Annotated in this window: 21 protein-coding genes; 3 read left to right on the forward strand and 18 right to left on the reverse strand. The window is 67.5% G+C overall.

Annotated elements, in window-relative coordinates:
- The 12 genes from VN11_RS05300 to VN11_RS05355 all read right to left on the reverse strand — a co-directional run bounded on the left by VN11_RS05300 (nucleotide 1) and on the right by VN11_RS05355 (nucleotide 8,780).
- A complete protein-coding gene (locus VN11_RS05300) occupies nucleotides 1-270 on the reverse strand; it encodes an HPr family phosphocarrier protein (protein WP_005408385.1) in 270 nt (89 codons plus the stop codon).
- The gene (locus VN11_RS05305; protein WP_006422749.1) at nucleotides 263-655 is read right to left on the reverse strand and encodes a PTS sugar transporter subunit IIA; all 393 of its coding nucleotides are present in this window, start codon (nucleotides 653-655) and stop codon (nucleotides 263-265) included. The genes VN11_RS05300 and VN11_RS05305 overlap by 8 nt, the downstream gene beginning before the upstream one ends.
- Before the next feature lie 422 nt (nucleotides 656-1,077).
- Complete coding sequence (rapZ, locus tag VN11_RS05310) at nucleotides 1,078-1,962, reverse strand: RNase adapter RapZ (RefSeq protein WP_053449004.1); 885 nt, start codon at nucleotides 1,960-1,962, stop codon at nucleotides 1,078-1,080.
- 25 nt (nucleotides 1,963-1,987) lie between these two features.
- Nucleotides 1,988-2,938, reverse strand: a complete 951-nt coding sequence (gene hprK, locus VN11_RS05315) for an HPr(Ser) kinase/phosphatase (RefSeq protein ID WP_004147299.1) — start codon at nucleotides 2,936-2,938, stop codon at nucleotides 1,988-1,990.
- The gene (locus tag VN11_RS05320; RefSeq protein WP_053449005.1) at nucleotides 2,935-3,387 is read right to left on the reverse strand and encodes a PTS sugar transporter subunit IIA; all 453 of its coding nucleotides are present in this window, start codon (nucleotides 3,385-3,387) and stop codon (nucleotides 2,935-2,937) included. Before VN11_RS05320 ends, hprK begins: the two co-directional genes overlap by 4 nt.
- Nucleotides 3,388-3,408: 21 nt before the next feature.
- Complete coding sequence (hpf, locus tag VN11_RS05325; RefSeq protein ID WP_005415556.1) at nucleotides 3,409-3,726, reverse strand: ribosome hibernation-promoting factor, HPF/YfiA family; 318 nt, start codon at nucleotides 3,724-3,726, stop codon at nucleotides 3,409-3,411.
- Between the two features lie 58 nt (nucleotides 3,727-3,784).
- Complete coding sequence (locus VN11_RS05330) at nucleotides 3,785-5,206, reverse strand: RNA polymerase factor sigma-54 (protein WP_053449006.1); 1,422 nt, start codon at nucleotides 5,204-5,206, stop codon at nucleotides 3,785-3,787.
- A 40-nt stretch (nucleotides 5,207-5,246) separates the two neighbouring features.
- The gene (gene lptB / locus VN11_RS05335; RefSeq protein WP_053449007.1) at nucleotides 5,247-5,966 is read right to left on the reverse strand and encodes an LPS export ABC transporter ATP-binding protein; all 720 of its coding nucleotides are present in this window, start codon (nucleotides 5,964-5,966) and stop codon (nucleotides 5,247-5,249) included.
- Complete coding sequence (lptA, locus tag VN11_RS05340) at nucleotides 5,966-6,493, reverse strand: lipopolysaccharide transport periplasmic protein LptA (RefSeq protein ID WP_008267488.1); 528 nt, start codon at nucleotides 6,491-6,493, stop codon at nucleotides 5,966-5,968. The genes lptB and lptA overlap by 1 nt, the downstream gene beginning before the upstream one ends.
- A 99-nt stretch (nucleotides 6,494-6,592) precedes the next feature.
- Nucleotides 6,593-7,168 (reverse strand): LPS export ABC transporter periplasmic protein LptC, encoded by a 576-nt coding sequence (gene lptC / locus VN11_RS05345; protein WP_053449008.1) that lies wholly within the window; start codon nucleotides 7,166-7,168, stop codon nucleotides 6,593-6,595.
- Nucleotides 7,165-7,713: a KdsC family phosphatase gene (locus tag VN11_RS05350; protein ID WP_053449009.1), complete on the reverse strand. Its 549-nt coding sequence runs from the start codon at nucleotides 7,711-7,713 to the stop codon at nucleotides 7,165-7,167. Before VN11_RS05350 ends, lptC begins: the two co-directional genes overlap by 4 nt.
- A gap of 65 nt (nucleotides 7,714-7,778) precedes the next feature.
- Entirely contained in the window at nucleotides 7,779-8,780 is a 1,002-nt protein-coding gene (locus VN11_RS05355; RefSeq protein WP_053449010.1) for a KpsF/GutQ family sugar-phosphate isomerase, read from the reverse strand.
- A gap of 54 nt (nucleotides 8,781-8,834) precedes the next feature.
- Here VN11_RS05355 and VN11_RS05360 point away from each other — a divergent pair, with 54 nt between their 5' ends.
- Genes VN11_RS05360 through VN11_RS05370 form a run of 3 tightly spaced genes read left to right on the forward strand, consistent with a single transcriptional unit; the run spans nucleotide 8,835 to nucleotide 10,681 of the window.
- Complete coding sequence (locus VN11_RS05360) at nucleotides 8,835-9,065, forward strand: BolA family protein (RefSeq protein ID WP_021202589.1); 231 nt, start codon at nucleotides 8,835-8,837, stop codon at nucleotides 9,063-9,065.
- A gap of 21 nt (nucleotides 9,066-9,086) precedes the next feature.
- Nucleotides 9,087-10,358: a UDP-N-acetylglucosamine 1-carboxyvinyltransferase gene (gene murA / locus VN11_RS05365; RefSeq protein WP_053449011.1), complete on the forward strand. Its 1,272-nt coding sequence runs from the start codon at nucleotides 9,087-9,089 to the stop codon at nucleotides 10,356-10,358.
- A complete protein-coding gene (locus VN11_RS05370; protein WP_053449012.1) occupies nucleotides 10,355-10,681 on the forward strand; it encodes a hypothetical protein in 327 nt (108 codons plus the stop codon). Before murA ends, VN11_RS05370 begins: the two co-directional genes overlap by 4 nt.
- 122 nt (nucleotides 10,682-10,803) lie before the next feature.
- Here VN11_RS05370 and VN11_RS05375 read toward each other — a convergent pair whose 3' ends face one another.
- The 6 genes from VN11_RS05375 to purM all read right to left on the reverse strand — a co-directional run bounded on the left by VN11_RS05375 (nucleotide 10,804) and on the right by purM (nucleotide 15,044).
- Nucleotides 10,804-11,487: a DUF3108 domain-containing protein gene (locus VN11_RS05375; RefSeq protein WP_053449013.1), complete on the reverse strand. Its 684-nt coding sequence runs from the start codon at nucleotides 11,485-11,487 to the stop codon at nucleotides 10,804-10,806.
- Nucleotides 11,488-11,489: 2 nt separating this feature from the next.
- The gene (locus tag VN11_RS05380) at nucleotides 11,490-12,317 is read right to left on the reverse strand and encodes a DUF3108 domain-containing protein (protein ID WP_053449014.1); all 828 of its coding nucleotides are present in this window, start codon (nucleotides 12,315-12,317) and stop codon (nucleotides 11,490-11,492) included.
- A 67-nt stretch (nucleotides 12,318-12,384) separates the two neighbouring features.
- Nucleotides 12,385-13,038: a phosphoribosylglycinamide formyltransferase gene (purN, locus tag VN11_RS05385; RefSeq protein ID WP_053449015.1), complete on the reverse strand. Its 654-nt coding sequence runs from the start codon at nucleotides 13,036-13,038 to the stop codon at nucleotides 12,385-12,387.
- The gene (locus VN11_RS05390) at nucleotides 13,035-13,472 is read right to left on the reverse strand and encodes a hypothetical protein (protein WP_148564934.1); all 438 of its coding nucleotides are present in this window, start codon (nucleotides 13,470-13,472) and stop codon (nucleotides 13,035-13,037) included. Before VN11_RS05390 ends, purN begins: the two co-directional genes overlap by 4 nt.
- A gap of 7 nt (nucleotides 13,473-13,479) precedes the next feature.
- Nucleotides 13,480-13,965 (reverse strand): hypothetical protein, encoded by a 486-nt coding sequence (locus tag VN11_RS05395; protein WP_053449017.1) that lies wholly within the window; start codon nucleotides 13,963-13,965, stop codon nucleotides 13,480-13,482.
- Nucleotides 13,966-13,985: 20 nt separating this feature from the next.
- Nucleotides 13,986-15,044: a phosphoribosylformylglycinamidine cyclo-ligase gene (gene purM, locus VN11_RS05400; protein WP_053449018.1), complete on the reverse strand. Its 1,059-nt coding sequence runs from the start codon at nucleotides 15,042-15,044 to the stop codon at nucleotides 13,986-13,988.
- Between the last annotated feature and the right edge of the window lie 98 nt (nucleotides 15,045-15,142).

A 15,142-nucleotide genomic window follows, 5' to 3' on the forward strand; every position in this document is an offset into this window, starting at 1 on the left:
TCAGCTGTCCTCGTCGAAACGGCGTTCGAACAGGCCCACCACCGCCTCCATCGCGGCGGCTTCGTCCTCGCCGTTGATGCGCACGGTGACCGGGGTGCCCTGGCCGGCAGCCAGCAGCATCACGCCCATGATGCTCTTGGCGTTGATCTCACGGCCCTTGGCGGCCATGGTCACGTTGCAGCGGAACGGCGCCAGGGTCTGCACCAGCTTGGCGGTGGCCCGGGCATGCAGGCCCAGGCGGTTGCTGACGGTGAGTTCTCGTTCAAGCATCGTCGACTATCGCTCCATTACGGGTACCCGCCGCGGCTGTGGCGGGCAGTTGATCCAGTCCCTGTTCCGGATAATTCATCACCCGCAGCAACATCGGCAGGCTCAGCGCCGACACCCGGCGAACCGGGGTCCCCAGCCGGGCCAGCTGCCCGGCAAGGTTGGCGGGGCTGGCGCCGTACAGGTCGGTCAGGATCAGCACGCCTTCACCGCCGTCGACCCGCCGCAGGGCGGCCGAGGCGAGCGGGAGCAGGGCGTCCAGGTCTGCGTCGAACGGTACTTCGAAAGCTTCGGTCTTCAGCGGCAATTGCCGCAGGAGCCGGGTCGCCACCTCAAGCAGGGCGGTCCCGACCCCGGGATGTGTTACGAGGAGAATGCCACAGGTCATTACTGCACGTTAACAGGTCAAGGTGAATCGGCGATAGCAGCAGGAGAGGGGCACTGTGTCCCGTATTCAGCGTTGCCCGGGTGGCATCCCCGTTTCGCCGAAAAAGCGATCCGACCCTGTCCGTCTTTCCGATGCCTGACAGAGGTTCATCCACGCATGGCCTGGATCCATCGTGTCGACCAAGGTCGACACCCACCAACAGCACACGGAATCTGTCAGAGGCGGGGTGGTGTGGGTAGGCAGGACCGTTGGCGCCATGGATGGCGCCATCGAGCCCCCAAGGACGGGTTCACGGCGTGTCCTGCCTACCCACACCGCCCTGCCATTCCACGTAATGCCGCTTTTGCTTTTGCTGTTGCTGTTGCTGTTGCCGGCCAGCGGCCGGCACTACCGAGGGTGCCGGGTGCAGCCCGGCCGCCCCCTCAATCCTGTTCGCGGTGGTAGGTCGCCACGTCTTCCCAGCCCATCTCGCGCGCGTGGCGGGCCATGCGCTCGGCCAGGAACACCGATCGATGCTTGCCACCGGTACAGCCGAACGCCACGGTCACGTAGCTGCGGGTGCCGTCGCCCAGCTTCGGCAGCCAGGTATCGAGAAAGTCCATCAGCTGGGCCAGGTAGCGCTGCACGTCGGGCTGCGCTTCCAGGTAGTCGCGCACGCCCGGCTCGCGGCCGCTCAGCGCGCGCAGTTCCGGGTCCCAGTGCGGGTTGGGCAGCACGCGCGCATCGAACACGAAGTCCGCCTCTGCCGGCACGCCGCGCTTGTAGGCGAACGATTCGAACAGCAGCGACAGCCGGGTGGCGTGGTCCAGGGTGAACTCGGTGATGATCCGTCGCCGCAGCTGGTGCACGTTGAGCGCGCTGGTGTCGATCACCGCATCGGCCTCACGGCGCAGCGGGGCGGTCAGCACACGTTCGCGCGCGATCGCCTCGGGCAGTGACAGGCCCAACTGGCTCAACGGATGCCGGCGACGGGTGTCGGCATAGCGCTTGAGCACCGTTTCATCGCTGGCCTCGAAGAACAGTACCTTCACTTCCACGCCGGCGTCGGTGGCCAGCTGCCGCCAGTCGCCGAGCTGGCCAAGATCGGCCTGGCCGCGCACGTCGATGCCCACCGCCAGCCGGCGCGGCGCGCTGCCATCGTGGTTGGCCAGCAGGCTGCGCACGAAATCCGGAAGCAGGTTGATCGGCAGGTTGTCCGAGCAGTAGTAGTCCTGGTCCTCGAAGGTCTTCAGGGCCACGGATTTACCCGAGCCGGACAGGCCGCTGACGATGATCAGGGTCGGGGCGGTGGGGGCGGCGGTGCTCATGGACGGGCTCTTCGAAAGGCAGGGGTCAGGGCGTTCGCCGTTCCAGCAGATTGCTGTGGCGGGCGATGAACATCGCCGCCGGATCGATGCCCTTGGTGCGCAGGATATGCAGGCGGGTGGCCGCCTCGGTCAGCACGGCCAGGTTGCGGCCAGGCATCACCGGCAGGGTGATCAGCGGGACGTCCAGGTCCAGCACATGGCGGGTACCCGAATCGCCGGTCAGGCGCTCGTAGCCATGTGGCGTGGGTTCGGTCATCGGTTTGGTCAGATGGACGATCAGCCGAAGGTACTTGTTCTTCTTTACAGCCGTGTCGCCGAACATCTCGCGCACGTTCAGCACGCCCAGCCCACGCACTTCCAGCAGGTCCTGCAGCAGTTCGGGGCAGGTACCGTCGAGCACGTCGGGGGCGATCTGGGTGAATTCGGGTGCATCGTCGGCCACCAGGCGATGGCCGCGGCTGAGCAGCTCCAGCGCCAGTTCGCTCTTGCCCGACCCGGCTTCACCGGTGATCAGCACGCCGATGGAGTAGATCTCCATGAACACGCCATGCAGGATCACGCGTGGTGCCAGCGTGCGCGCCAGATGGTAGGACAGGTGGTTGAGCAGTTCGTGGCCGCGCTTGGGGGACAGCCACAGCGGCGTACCGGACTCGTCCGCGGCCGCGCGCAGGTCTTCCGGGCAGGGCTGGTTGCGGGTCAGCACCAGCGCCAGCGGGTGCGACTGCATGATCTTCTCGATGGTCTCCCAGCGCTGGCGCGGTTCCAGCGCGTCCAGCCAGGACAGCTCCTCGGTGCCGAGAATCTGCACCTTGTTGGGGTAGATCGCATTGAGGTAGCCGGCCAGCGAGGGCCGCCGCGAGACCGTATTGCCGGCCTCCAGTTCACGCTTCTCGCCGGACTTGCCGGCGGCCCAGCGTAGCCCCAGCCGCTCGCGCTGCTGTTCGAACAGTTCACGGGCGGTGATGCTGGTATTCATGCGGCGCTCGCAGGTGGCGTCAGCTCAAGGGCCTGGCGCAGGGCCCGGGCATCGCCGGCCGCGCGCAGCGCCTGGCGGATGCCGGGCGCGGAGAACAACTCGGCCAGCTCGGACAGCAGCATCAGGTGCTGGTGGGTGTAGTGGGCGGGGACGGCCATCGCAAACACCAGGTCCACCGGCTCGTCGCCACCGAAGTCGACCGGGGTAGCCAGCCGCAGCAGGGCGCCACGGGGGCGGTCCAGGGTCGGCGCGCGGCCGTGGGGAATGGCGATGCCGTGGCCGATCGCGGTACTGCCCAGCGCTTCGCGCTGGCACAGGTTCAGGTAGATCTGTTCGGCATTGGCCTGGCGGCAGGCCAGCAACCCGGCGGCGGCCTGCAGGACGCTGTCGCGGTCGGTGGCCGTGCAGAGCTGGGTCTGCACGGCCGCCAGGAGGTCAGTCAGGGGCATGTCTGCGGGGAACAGTGGCGATCAGCCACCATTGTCGCCCACCGGCAGCGGCGCGTGCTGCTGTTTTTTCTCCTTGTGCTTGATCACAAGGCGGTCAAGCTTGTCCGCAAGCAGGTCGATCGCGGCATACATGGTCTGGCCGCCGGCCTCGGCGTGCAGGGTCTGCCCCGGGATGTTGAGGCTGGCGTCGACGTGATGCTCGGTCTTCTGCAGCTTGAGGGTCACCCGCGCTTCGCAGTGCTGGTCGAAGTGTTTTCCGATCCGGGCCAGCTTCTCCTCTACATAGGACTGCAGGGCCGGGGTGACTTCGACATCTTTGCCAAACGTTTCGATGCGCATCGGGTTTCTCCTGTGTTCGGATGTGCCAATGAACCTCTCCGCCGGGCGCGGCGGCGCGTCAAGCGATTCTGACCCTTTCGTGCGAGGCGGAAATGTTCATGGCTTCACGATACTTCGCCACGGTGCGTCGCGCTACTGGAATTCCCGACGATTTGAGCAGGTCAGCCAGCTTGGCGTCAGAAAGCGGCTTGCGCGGGTTCTCGTCGTCGATCAGTCGCCGGATCATGGCCTGGATGGCCGTGCTGGACGCCTCGCCGCCGCCCTCGGTATCGATGCCCGACGCGAAGAAGGCGCGTAGCGGCAGGGTGCCGCGCGGCGTGCGCACATGCTTGCGCGCGATCGCGCGCGATACCGTGGATTCGTGCAGGCCGAGTTCGGTGGCGATCTCGCGCAGTGTCAGCGGGCGCAGCGCCTGTTCGCCGAATTCGAGGAATCCGGCCTGCTGCAGGATCAGGCTGCGCACCACCCGCAGCAGGGTTTCGCCGCGCTGCTGCAGCCCCTTCAACAGCCAGCGTGCTTCCTGCAGCTGCGCGCGCAGATAGCCGGCATCGGCCTCGCCACAGCGGCGGATGAGCTGTTCGTAGCCGCGGTGGATCACCACCTTCGGCCCGGCGTGGCCGGCCAGTGCCGCGCGCCAGACGCCGTTCTGCCGCCACACCACCACGTCGGGCACCACGTAGGTGTCCTGCGAAAGCGGCGCAATCTGCGTGCCTGGACGAGGGTCCAGCGAACGCAGCAGGTTGACTGCGGTCTCGACGTCGGCCGGCGCTTGCTTCAGTTCATGGGCGAGCCCGGCAACGCCGCTGCGAGGCAACCGTTCCAGTGGGCCTGCGGCAATCTGTCGCGCCAACGCCAGCCCTGGCGTGTCGGCGGGCAACACGTCCAGTTGCAGCTGCAGGCATTCACCGAGCGTGCGCGCGGCCACGCCGACCGGATCGAAACGCTGGATGCGATGCAGCACCGCGAGGATCTCATCCTCGTCGGCATGGGTCGCCGGCAGCAGGGTCTCAGCGATGGTGGCCAGCGACTCGCGCAGGTAGCCGTCTTCGTCGAGCGCATCGATCAGCGTGGCGCCGATGCTGCGGTCGCGCGCCGAAAGATGCGACAGGTGCAGCTGCCACAGCAGGTGATCGGCCAGCGTTTCGGTTTCGGCCACGCGCTCGGCGGCGCTGCCGGTGTCGTCGTCATCGTCGAAGCTGCCACCGCTGCCGGCGGCGCTCCAGTCCAGTTCGGCAGGCGCCCAGTCGTCGCCATCGTCGGCGCGTTCGCTGGGGGCTTCGCTGTCGTTGCCGTCACTGGCCTCGTTGGCGGCAGGGTCGTCGTTGCTGTCGGCCCAGTCCAGCAGCGGATTGCTTTCCACGGCCTGGGCGATTTCCAGCTCCAGCTCGGTGGTGGACATCTGCAGCAGCTTGATCGCCTGCTGCAGCTGGGGCGTGAGCACCAGCTGCTGTCCCAACGATGTCTGCAGCCGAGTCTTCATACCTGTGCCGAAAGGATGGAAAGTGCCCGGGTGCCCGCCGTCACAGCTTGAACGAATCCCCAAGGTAGACGCGGCGTACGTCGGCGTTGTCCAGGATCGCCTCCGGCGAGCCCTGGGCCAGTACGGCACCCTCGGCGAGGATATACGCGCGGTCGCAGATTCCCAAGGTCTCGCGCACGTTGTGATCGGTGATCAGCACGCCGATGCCACGCTGCTTGAGATGGGTGACGATGCGCTGGATCTCGCCGACCGAAATCGGATCGACGCCGGCGAACGGCTCGTCGAGCAGGATCAGGCGCGGCTGCGCGGCCAGTGCCCGGGCGATCTCGCACCGACGGCGTTCGCCACCGGACAGGCTGGCGCCGAGCTGGTCGGCAACGTGGCCCAGCTGCAGTTCGTCGAGCAGGCTGCTCAGTTCGCGTTCGCGGCCGGCCGAATCCAGGTCCTCGCGCAGTTCCAGCACCAGGCGGATGTTGTCGGCCACGGTCAGCTTGCGGAACACCGAGGGTTCCTGCGGCAGATAGCCCACGCCCTGCTTGGCGCGGGTGTACATCGGGTCGCCGGTGATGTCGCGGCCGTCGAGCACGATGCTGCCCGCATCGGCCGCGACCAGGCCGACGATCATGTAGAAGCAGGTGGTCTTGCCGGCACCGTTGGGGCCCAGCAGGCCGACCACTTCACCGGCATCGAGGGTCAGCCCGAAGTCCTTGACGACTTCACGCTGCTTGTAGCGTTTGCGCAGGCCCTTGGCGACAAGCATTACTTCTTGCTCCCGGCAGGCTTGGCCGGCTGTGCGGCCGGGTTCTTGTTCTTCGGCGGAATGACGGTGCGCACGCGGCTGCCGTCGCCACCGGAGTTCATCTCACCGCTGCGGGTGTTGTAGACCATGCGCTGGCCGGCGTTGGTGCCGCGCGCGCTGGTGACCTTGTAGTTGCCGGTCAGGGTGATGATCTCGGTCTTGATGTCGTAGTCGATGCGATCGGCCACCGCGTCCATCCAGGTGCCATCGTCGAGCTGCTGCTTCATGGTGGCCTGCTTGCCGGTGAACACGGCACGCACGGCCTCGCCATCCTTCAGGTAGATCTCGGCTTCGGACGAGCGGATGTCCAGGGTTCCCTGGGTGATGGTCACGCCCTGCGAGAGCACGGTCTTGCCATCGCCGGTGAGCACGCCGGACTGGGCGCCGGACTCGATGTCCATGTTCTCGTTGCGGTCGGTGGACTTGGCGAAGGCGGCGCTGGGCACAACAAGTGCGAGCGCGAGTACGGCTGCAAAGGGAATCTTCATCGGGGTCCGTTCTACCGGTGGAGGCCTCCCGGAAACCGGGGGCGAGGAGGGGCTGCCGGCCTTGCGCCTGTCCGGGGACGTCGCAGGCTGGCGGCGGGATCAGTGCCGGGGCGTGTAGCGGCCCTTGGACTGGCTGAGGAAATGATACGTGTTGTTCTTCGAATCCACCTCGAAGCCGACGCCGGACTGTTCCATCCCGGGCCGGGTCATGGTCACCAGCGCGTCGGTGCGGGCACGGCTTTCCTTCGGAAACACGTCCAGGTGGTCGGTGCGGAAGGTGGTGGGCGGCACGCCCGGGCCGGCGGGACTGTCGCCTGCGACGTTGCCACGCAGCTTCATTTCGTCGCCCTTGGCGCTGAGCCAGCCGGTCTCCGAACGCAGCGTCCAGTGCTTGCCGTCCTTGTCGGGCATTTCGAACAGCGGGGTCGCGATGCTGATAGTCTGGTCACCGCGCTGGCGCTCCAGCAGCGGTGCGCGCAGGGTGGTCGATTCCTTGCCCTGCTCGTCGAGGGCCACGATCGTGAAGTCGTGCAGGATGTAGTCCACGCCGACCTCGTTGCCGCCGTTGGCCGGTCCCTTGTCACGGTTGCGCAGCGCGGCCCAGCTGCTGAGCAGCGCGGCCAGCAGCAGGCCGATGCCGAGCACGGTGCGCCAGTTCAGGGTCGGCCGGTTCATGCGCTGAACCTCGCCAGGACGGCGTCCACGTGGCCCTGGGCGGCCAGCAGGACGTCGCACAGTTCACGTGCAGCGCCACGCCCGCCCTCGGTGCGGGTCTGCCAGTGCACGCGCTCGGCGATCCACGGGTGCGCGTTGGCAGGGGCCACGGCCAGGCCCACCGCACCCAGTGGCGCCAGGTCCGGCAGGTCGTCACCCATGAAGGCCACCTGTTCCAGGCCGATGCCGTGCTGCGCGCACAGCGCCTGCACGCTGGCCAGCTTGTCACCCACGGCGATCTGGGTGTCGATGCCGAGATCGGCGCCACGCCGGAGCGCGGACTGGCTGTTGCGCGCGGTGATCAGCACGGGATGGATGCCGTGCTGCTGCAGCAGTTTCAGGCCCAGGCCATCCTGCACGAAGTACGCCTTGCTCTCATTGCCGTCCTTGTCGTAGTACAGCCGACCGTCGGTGAGGGTGCCGTCCACGTCGAAGCACGCCAGGCGGATACGGGCCGCGGCGGCATGCAGGTGGGCGGGAAAGGCGGGCAGCGGGGACCAGGGCATCAGGGCGGCAGGCTCGGTGTGGGCGGATGGACGATACAGACTGAATGGGGTCTACGGACTGTCGGTTAAACCACCCGCGCCCGCAACAGGTCATGAATGTTCAGGGCACCGACCGCGCGGCCCTGGCCATCGACCACGATCAGGCCGGTGATCTTGTGGGTCTCCATCAACCGCGCGGCCTCGACGGCCAGCTGGTCGGCGCCGATGGTACGTGGGTTGCGGGTCATCACATCGGCGATCTTCGCGGTACGCACGTCCAGCGCGCTGTCCAGCGCGCGGCGCAGGTCGCCGTCGGTGAACAGGCCGATCAGGACGCCGTCGGCATCGACCACGGCGGTCATGCCCAGCCGTTTGCGGCTCATTTCCATGAGTGCTTCGCTGAGGCTGGCGCCGGCACCGACCGTGGGCAGGTCGTCGCCGGTGTGCATGACATCGGTGATGTGCAGCAGCAGGCGGCGGCCGAGGCTGCCGGCCGGGTGTGAACGGGCGAAATCGTCGGCGGTGAAGCCGCGCGCATCGAGCAGGGCCACGGCCAGCGCATCGCCCATTGCCAGCGACGCGGTGGTGCTGGAGGTCGGGGCCAGGTCCAGCGGGCAGGCTTCGGCCGGCACGCTGACATCCAGGTGAATGTCGGCGGCGGCGGCCAGGCTGGACTGCGGGCGTCCGGTCATGGAAATCAGCAGGTTGCCCTGGCGCTTGAGCACCGGCAGCAGCATCAGGACTTCGTCCGACTCGCCCGAATAGGACAGCGCCAGCACCACGTCGTCCTCGGTGATCATGCCCAGGTCGCCATGGCCGGCCTCGCCCGGGTGCACGTAGAACGCCGGGGTGCCGGTGGAGGCCAGGGTGGCGGCGATCTTGCGGGCGATGTGACCGGACTTGCCCATGCCGGTGGCAACCACCCGCCCGCGGCTGGACAGGATCGCCTGGCAGGCCTGCTGGAACGCTTCGCCGAGGCGGGCAGCGACCGCATTCAGGGCCTGCTGCTCGATGTCGAAGACACGGCGGCCGCTGGCGACCAGGCTGGCCGGGTCGACGGAACGGGAGGGCAGGAGGGGCTCGGCCATGCGGACGCCACGCAGCGGAAGTAGAATGAGCGATCATTTTATTAGGAAAGCCCGTTGGACGCCGACACCATCCGCAATCTGATCGAAACCGGCCTGCCCGGCGCCCGTGCCGACGTGCGTGGCGACGATGGCGTGCATTTCGAAGCGACCGTGGTCTGCGAGGCCTTTGCCGGCAAGATGCCGCTGGCCCGCCACCGGATGGTCTATGCCACCCTGGGCGACCTGATGGGCGGTGCGATCCACGCACTGGCGCTGAAAACCGTGACCCCGGCCGAAGCCGGCTGAACCGCAGAAGATCCCGAATACATGGCCAAGATCGTTGTGACCGGCGGCGCTGCGCTGCACGGTGAAGTAAGCATCTCCGGCGCCAAGAACGCCGTCCTCCCCATTCTCTGCGCGACCCTGCTGGCCGATGAGCCGGTGGAGATCACCAATGTGCCGCACCTGCACGACGTGGTCACCACGGTGAAACTGCTGGGTGAACTGGGCGCCAAGGTCACCATCGACCAGGGCACGCTGTCGCGCGGCAGCGCGATCGTGGTCGATCCGCGTCCTGTGAACCAGCATGTGGCGCCGTACGAGCTGGTCAAGACCATGCGCGCCTCGATCCTGGTGCTGGGCCCGCTGCTGGCCCGCTTCGGCGCGGCCGAAGTGTCGCTGCCGGGCGGCTGCGCGATCGGTTCGCGCCCGGTCGACCAGCACATCAAGGGCCTGCAGGCGCTGGGTGCCGAGATCGTGGTCGAGAACGGCTTCATCAAGGCCTCGGCCAAGCGCCTGAAGGGCGGTCATTTCACCTTCGACATGGTCAGCGTCACCGGCACCGAGAACGTGCTGATGGGCGCGGTGCTGGCCGAAGGCACCACCATCCTCGACAACTGCGCGATGGAACCGGAAGTGACCGATCTGGCGCACTGCCTGATCGCGCTGGGCGCGAAGATCGAAGGCCTGGGCACCGCGCGCCTGGTCATCGAAGGCGTCGAGCGCCTGTCCGGTGGCCGCCACGAAGTGCTGCCCGACCGCATCGAGACCGGTACCTTCCTGGTGGCCGCAGCGATGACCGGTGGCAAGGTCACCGTGAACCGCGCGCGCCCGAACACCATGGACGCCGTGCTGTCCAAGCTGGTCGAGGCCGGTGCGAAGATCGAGACCACCGATGACAGCATCACCCTGGACATGCAGGGCAAGCGGCCGAAGGCGGTCAACCTGACCACCGCGCCGTACCCGGCGTTCCCGACCGACATGCAGGCGCAGTTCATGGCGCTCAACTGTGTGGCCGACGGCGTGGGCGTGATCAATGAAACGATCTTCGAGAACCGTTTCATGCACGTCAACGAACTGCTGCGGCTGGGCGCGGACATCCAGGTCGAAGGCCACACGGCCATTGCCCGTGGCCACGAACGTCTGAGCGGTGCGCCGGTGATGGCCACCGACCTGCGCGCGTCGGCGTCGTTGATCCTGGCCGGCCTGATGGCGGACGGCGAGACCACCATCGACCGCATCTACCACCTTGATCGTGGCTACGAGAACATCGAAGAGAAGCTGTCTTCGCTCGGTGCCACCATCCGGCGCGTGCCATGATCCTGCGCGGCAAGTTCAGCCCGCGTCGCAAGGCGCTGCTGGCGCTGGTGCTGATCGTGCTGGCGTGGCTGGGCTACGCCTGGTACGCCAACATCGCCATCACCCAGGGCATCGAGCAGAAGGACATGGACTGGAACGGCGATGGCACCGTCTCGCGTGACGAGATCATCGAGTCGTTCTACGCGGTTGCGGTGAACGACAGCCAGGATGGCAACCGCCATTGCCGCACCTTCGTCTGGCGCAGCACGGGCGAGCAGATCCGCGTGGACTGCCGCACCGAGTTCGCGCCAGCGGAAGCGAAGCCGGCCGAACAGAAGAAATAAGAAAACGCCCGCGAAAGCGGGCGTTTTCCTTTCGGTAGTGCTGGCCGCTGGCCGGCAACCCCATGAACCTCGTGGAGCATCGTGAGAATGCCGGCCAGCGGCCGGCACTACCGGTTCGCGCGTCAGTTCATCGCCTTGATGGTCAGGTCCAGCGCGTCGCGGTCGTTCTCACGCTGCAGCATGCGCGCCGGCACCGGGAACTCAGGCACGATCCACGCGATCAGTTCCTTGTTGCCGTCGGCGCGCGAGACCTTGGTGGCCTCGTAGCTCTTGCCACCCACGGTGATCGACTCCTTGCCGATCACGCGGTAGGTCATGTTCTTGATGCGCCCTTCGTCAACCATGCGATAGGTCAGCGGCTTGCCGGCGGCCAGGTCGCGGGCGATCGCCAGGTTGATCAGCAGTGCATCCATGTCACCGGCCTTCAGTGCGATCGGGCCCGCGCGGTCCGGCTTGATGTCGCCGGTCCAGGTGGCCTGGTTGCTGTTCCAGTTGTAGTTGGCCTGCACGTTGCGCTTCTTCACCAGCAGCGCCGAACGGTCCTGGCTGCTGAGCGGGCGCAGCTGGCCGCGCACTTCTTCGAACACGGTGCTCTGGCTCAGGTCGGCCAGCTGGTTCTTCACCTGCAGCGTGTAGCGCCACTTGTTGGCTCCCTCGCTGCTCAGGGTCATGCTGCCATTGGCCTGCATGCCCATGTAGCTGGCCAGGTAATCGGCCTTGAACGGCTGCAGGGCCATGGCCGGCAGGCTGGCCATCGACAGGGCGGCCGCGGCGATCCAGGTGAGGGGGCGGGTCAGGGTGCTCATGCTCAGACTCCTTGGTATTCGATCAGGCGGAGGTCGACGCGGTCTTCGCCGTCTTCGCGTTGCAGGATGCGCACCGGGGTGGGGACACCGTTGGCGATCCAGAGGATGGTTTCATTGTTGCCGCCGTTGGTCCGGTAGACCCGCAGCGCGTTGTAGGACAGGTCGCCGACTTCGACGTTCTCGGTCTGCTGCGCGGCCTGGTAGTCATGCTGGCGGACCTTGCCCATGTCCACGTAGCGGTAGTGCATGGTGGCACCCGGGCGCGCATCGCGCATGATCGCCAGGTTGATCAGCAGCGCGCTCTGGTCGCCGAGCTGCAGCGGGATCGGCTGCGCACGTTCCTTCTTCACGTCACCGGTCCACTGCGCGGTACCGGCCTGCCAGTTGTAGGTGCCCACGGCCTTCTTGCCAAGGAACAGGCCCTTGCGCACCGTGCTCTGGCTCAGTGGCGCGTAAACACCGCCGCGTTCCTCGAACACCGTGCTCTGCTCGATGTTCAGGCCGAGCACGCTGGCAAAGCCGCGGCGGCCGACCACCTGCATGTCGACCCGCCACTGGCTGCCGCCGGTGTGGGTGACCTGCATGCTGGCGTCGCCGGCCTCCTTGCTCTTGTAGAACGCCTGGTAGGTGGCGGTGAACGGCTGCAACGGCGGTGGTTCCCACGCCAGCGCAGGCAACACCGGCGCCGCCGGCTCGGCAGGCGGCTGCACGGCAGGCACCGGCGCCGGGGAAGGCGAGGCGGCAGGCGCTTGCGCCTGGCCCCAGCCCGCAGCGGGCAATACAGCCAGCGACAGCAGCAGCGAAGTGGACAGCAGGGTCGTGGTCTTCATGAAGGACAGGGACCGCAGGGAGGGGCAGGATGCCAGCCCCGCAGTCAGCGAGGCGTGTGCACGGGCGTTACCGGTTCAGGTTCCCGGCGGAATCTAGGGCCAACGGGCTAAACAGGGGGTGACCATCCAGCTGGGGCTGTCCTTCCCGTTCAGTCAGGCGGCCGGCGCACAGCAGCTGCAGGGTGGCGATCAGCAACGGGTGCTCCACCGCCAGCACGCGCTCGGCCAGCGCCTGCGCATCGTCGCCGGACCCCACCGGCACCCGTACCTGCGCCAGCACCGCCCCGGCATCCAGTTCCGGTACCACCAGGTGAACGCTGGCGCCGTGCTCGGCATCGCCGGCTTCCAAGGCCCGCGCATGGGTGTCCAGGCCCTTGTGCAGCGGCAGCAGCGAGGGGTGGATGTTGACCAGGCGGCCCTCGAAGCGCTGCACGAAGGCAGCCCCCAGGATGCGCATGTAGCCGGCACAGACGATCCAGTCCGGCGCCGATGCCTGCACGGCATCGCCGAGCGCCTGCTCATAGGCGGCGCGGTCGCTGAACTCCTTCGGCGCGTGTGCCCAGCGCAGGCCCGGTGCCACCCGCTGCAGCGCTGCGGCACCTGGACGGTCGGAGAACACGCCGACCACGTCGGCCGGCAGGCGGCCGTCGCCGATCGCGTCGAGGATGGCCTGCAGATTGCTGCCACGGCCGGAGGCCAGTACCGCAATGCGAGCGGTCATGCGACCACCGCGCCGCCCGGTTCGCTGAAGCTGGCGGCGACATCCGCACGCAACAGCACGATCAGGGCGTATACGCCCAGCGCGATGCCCAGCGCACCGCCCAGGCAGGCGGCACCGGCCGCCACCAGGCACAACGTGCGCTGGCAGCGCTGCCCCAGCCGGTTCGCAGCGGTCAGGCTGAGCATGCCCAGTGCACCGATGGCCAGCGCCGCGACAGCGAGGATCGCCGCCAGCAGCACAGGCGACATGCCCACCGTGGGGGTCCGGCTTTCGCTGATGTAGCCACCCAGTGCGGCCATCAGCAGGACAACGGACAGCGCCAGCTGGATGCCGCCGTAGACGCAGAACAGGATCCTGAGCGTGTGCAGGTGACCGCCGATCTGGAGCGCGGTCCAGCCAGGCGGCACGTTCAACGGGGGCGGGACGGAAGCCATGGAAATCTCAGCTGCGGGAAGGAACGTTGGCTTCGAAGGCCGCCTTCACCTGCGGACGCAGCAGGATGATCAGGCTGAACACCCCCAGCACCGTGCCAAGCGGCGCGAACAGGCAGGCCAGGCCGGCCACGATCAGGCACAGCAGGTAGCGGCGGCGGCCGGCCAGGCAGCGCCCGGCATAGGCGACGAACGCGCCGAGCGTCACGCCACCGAACACGATGACGCAGCCGATGATCGTGAACATCCAGCCGAACAGGCGCTGCTCGGCCGGCGACGTGGGCTGGCCACCGGAGTTCATCGGCAGGTGGCCGGTCAGTGCGCTGATCCCCAGCACGATGTGGAGGATGAAGATCAGCGAGAACAGCGCGATCAGGCCGCCAACCACGTAGTGCGCGATGGACAGCATGCGCAGGTGGTCGGCATCCTGCGCGCTGAACACCGGCACCGTCGCCAGAGGCGGTGGGGCAGGTGACACGGGGGGCGTTGCGTCCATGCGGGCTCCTGGGTGTGCGATCAGCCGATGTGGACGCGCTCGGCGCCTTCGGCGCTGACCACCTGGCCGATGGTCCAGTGCTCCAGGCCCTGCGCCTTGACCGCGTCGGACACGGCAGCGAGCTGGTCCGGTGCAACGATCAGCACGAAGCCGATGCCGCAGTTGAAGGTGCGCCACATCTCGCTGTCGGCCACTGCGCCTTCCTTCTGCAGCCACTGGAACACCGGCGGCAGGGTCCAGGACGACGCCTGGATGTCCAGGCCGAGGCCTTCGGGCACCACGCGGATGATGTTCTCGGTCAGGCCGCCACCGGTGATGTGGGCCATGCCGTGGATGGCGTCGCCGTGCGACTTCAGCAGCGACAGGATCGGCTTCACGTACAGGCGGGTCGGCGCCATCAGCGCATCGACCAGCTTCACGCCGCCTTCCAGCTCCAGATCGGCCGGCTGGCCGGCGCGGTCGTAGATGCGGCGCACCAGCGAATAGCCGTTGGAGTGCGGGCCGGACGAAGCGATGCCGATCAGCACGTCACCGGCGGCGACGCTGGCACCATCCTTCAGTTCGCTCTTCTCGACCGCGGCGACGGTGAAGCCGGCCAGGTCGTACTCGCCCGGGGCGTACATGTCGGGCATTTCAGCGGTCTCGCCGCCGATCAGTGCGCAGCCGGCCTCGGTGCAGCCGTTGGCGATGCCACCCACGACCGCCGCGGCGGTGTCGATGTCCAGCTTGCCGGTGGCGAAGTAGTCCAGGAAGAACAGCGGCTCGGCGCCCTGCACCAGCACGTCGTTCACGCACATGGCGACCAGATCGATGCCGATCGTATCGTGGCGGTTCAGCTGGTGGGCCAGCTTCAGCTTGGTGCCCACGCCGTCGGTGCCGGACACCAGCACCGGCTCGCGGTACTTGTTGGACAGGTCGAACAGGGCGCCGAAGCCACCCAGGCCGCCCATCACTTCCGGGCGGAAGCTGCGCTTGACCAGGGGCTTGATCCGCTCGACCAGCTCGTTGCCGGCGTCGATGTCGACACCCGCGTCACGGTAGGTGAGGGGGGAGGGGGCGGAAGACGGGGTGTTGGTCACGGGCGTCGGCGCTGGCAGGGGTTGAACGGGCGATTTTAACAGGCCGCATTGGCGCAAAGTCCGTATTCGGGCAACAATTCCCCCGGATACGTCGAGCC

Origin of the sequence: Stenotrophomonas maltophilia (assembly GCF_001274595.1) — a bacterium.
GTDB lineage: Bacteria > Pseudomonadota > Gammaproteobacteria > Xanthomonadales > Xanthomonadaceae > Stenotrophomonas > Stenotrophomonas forensis.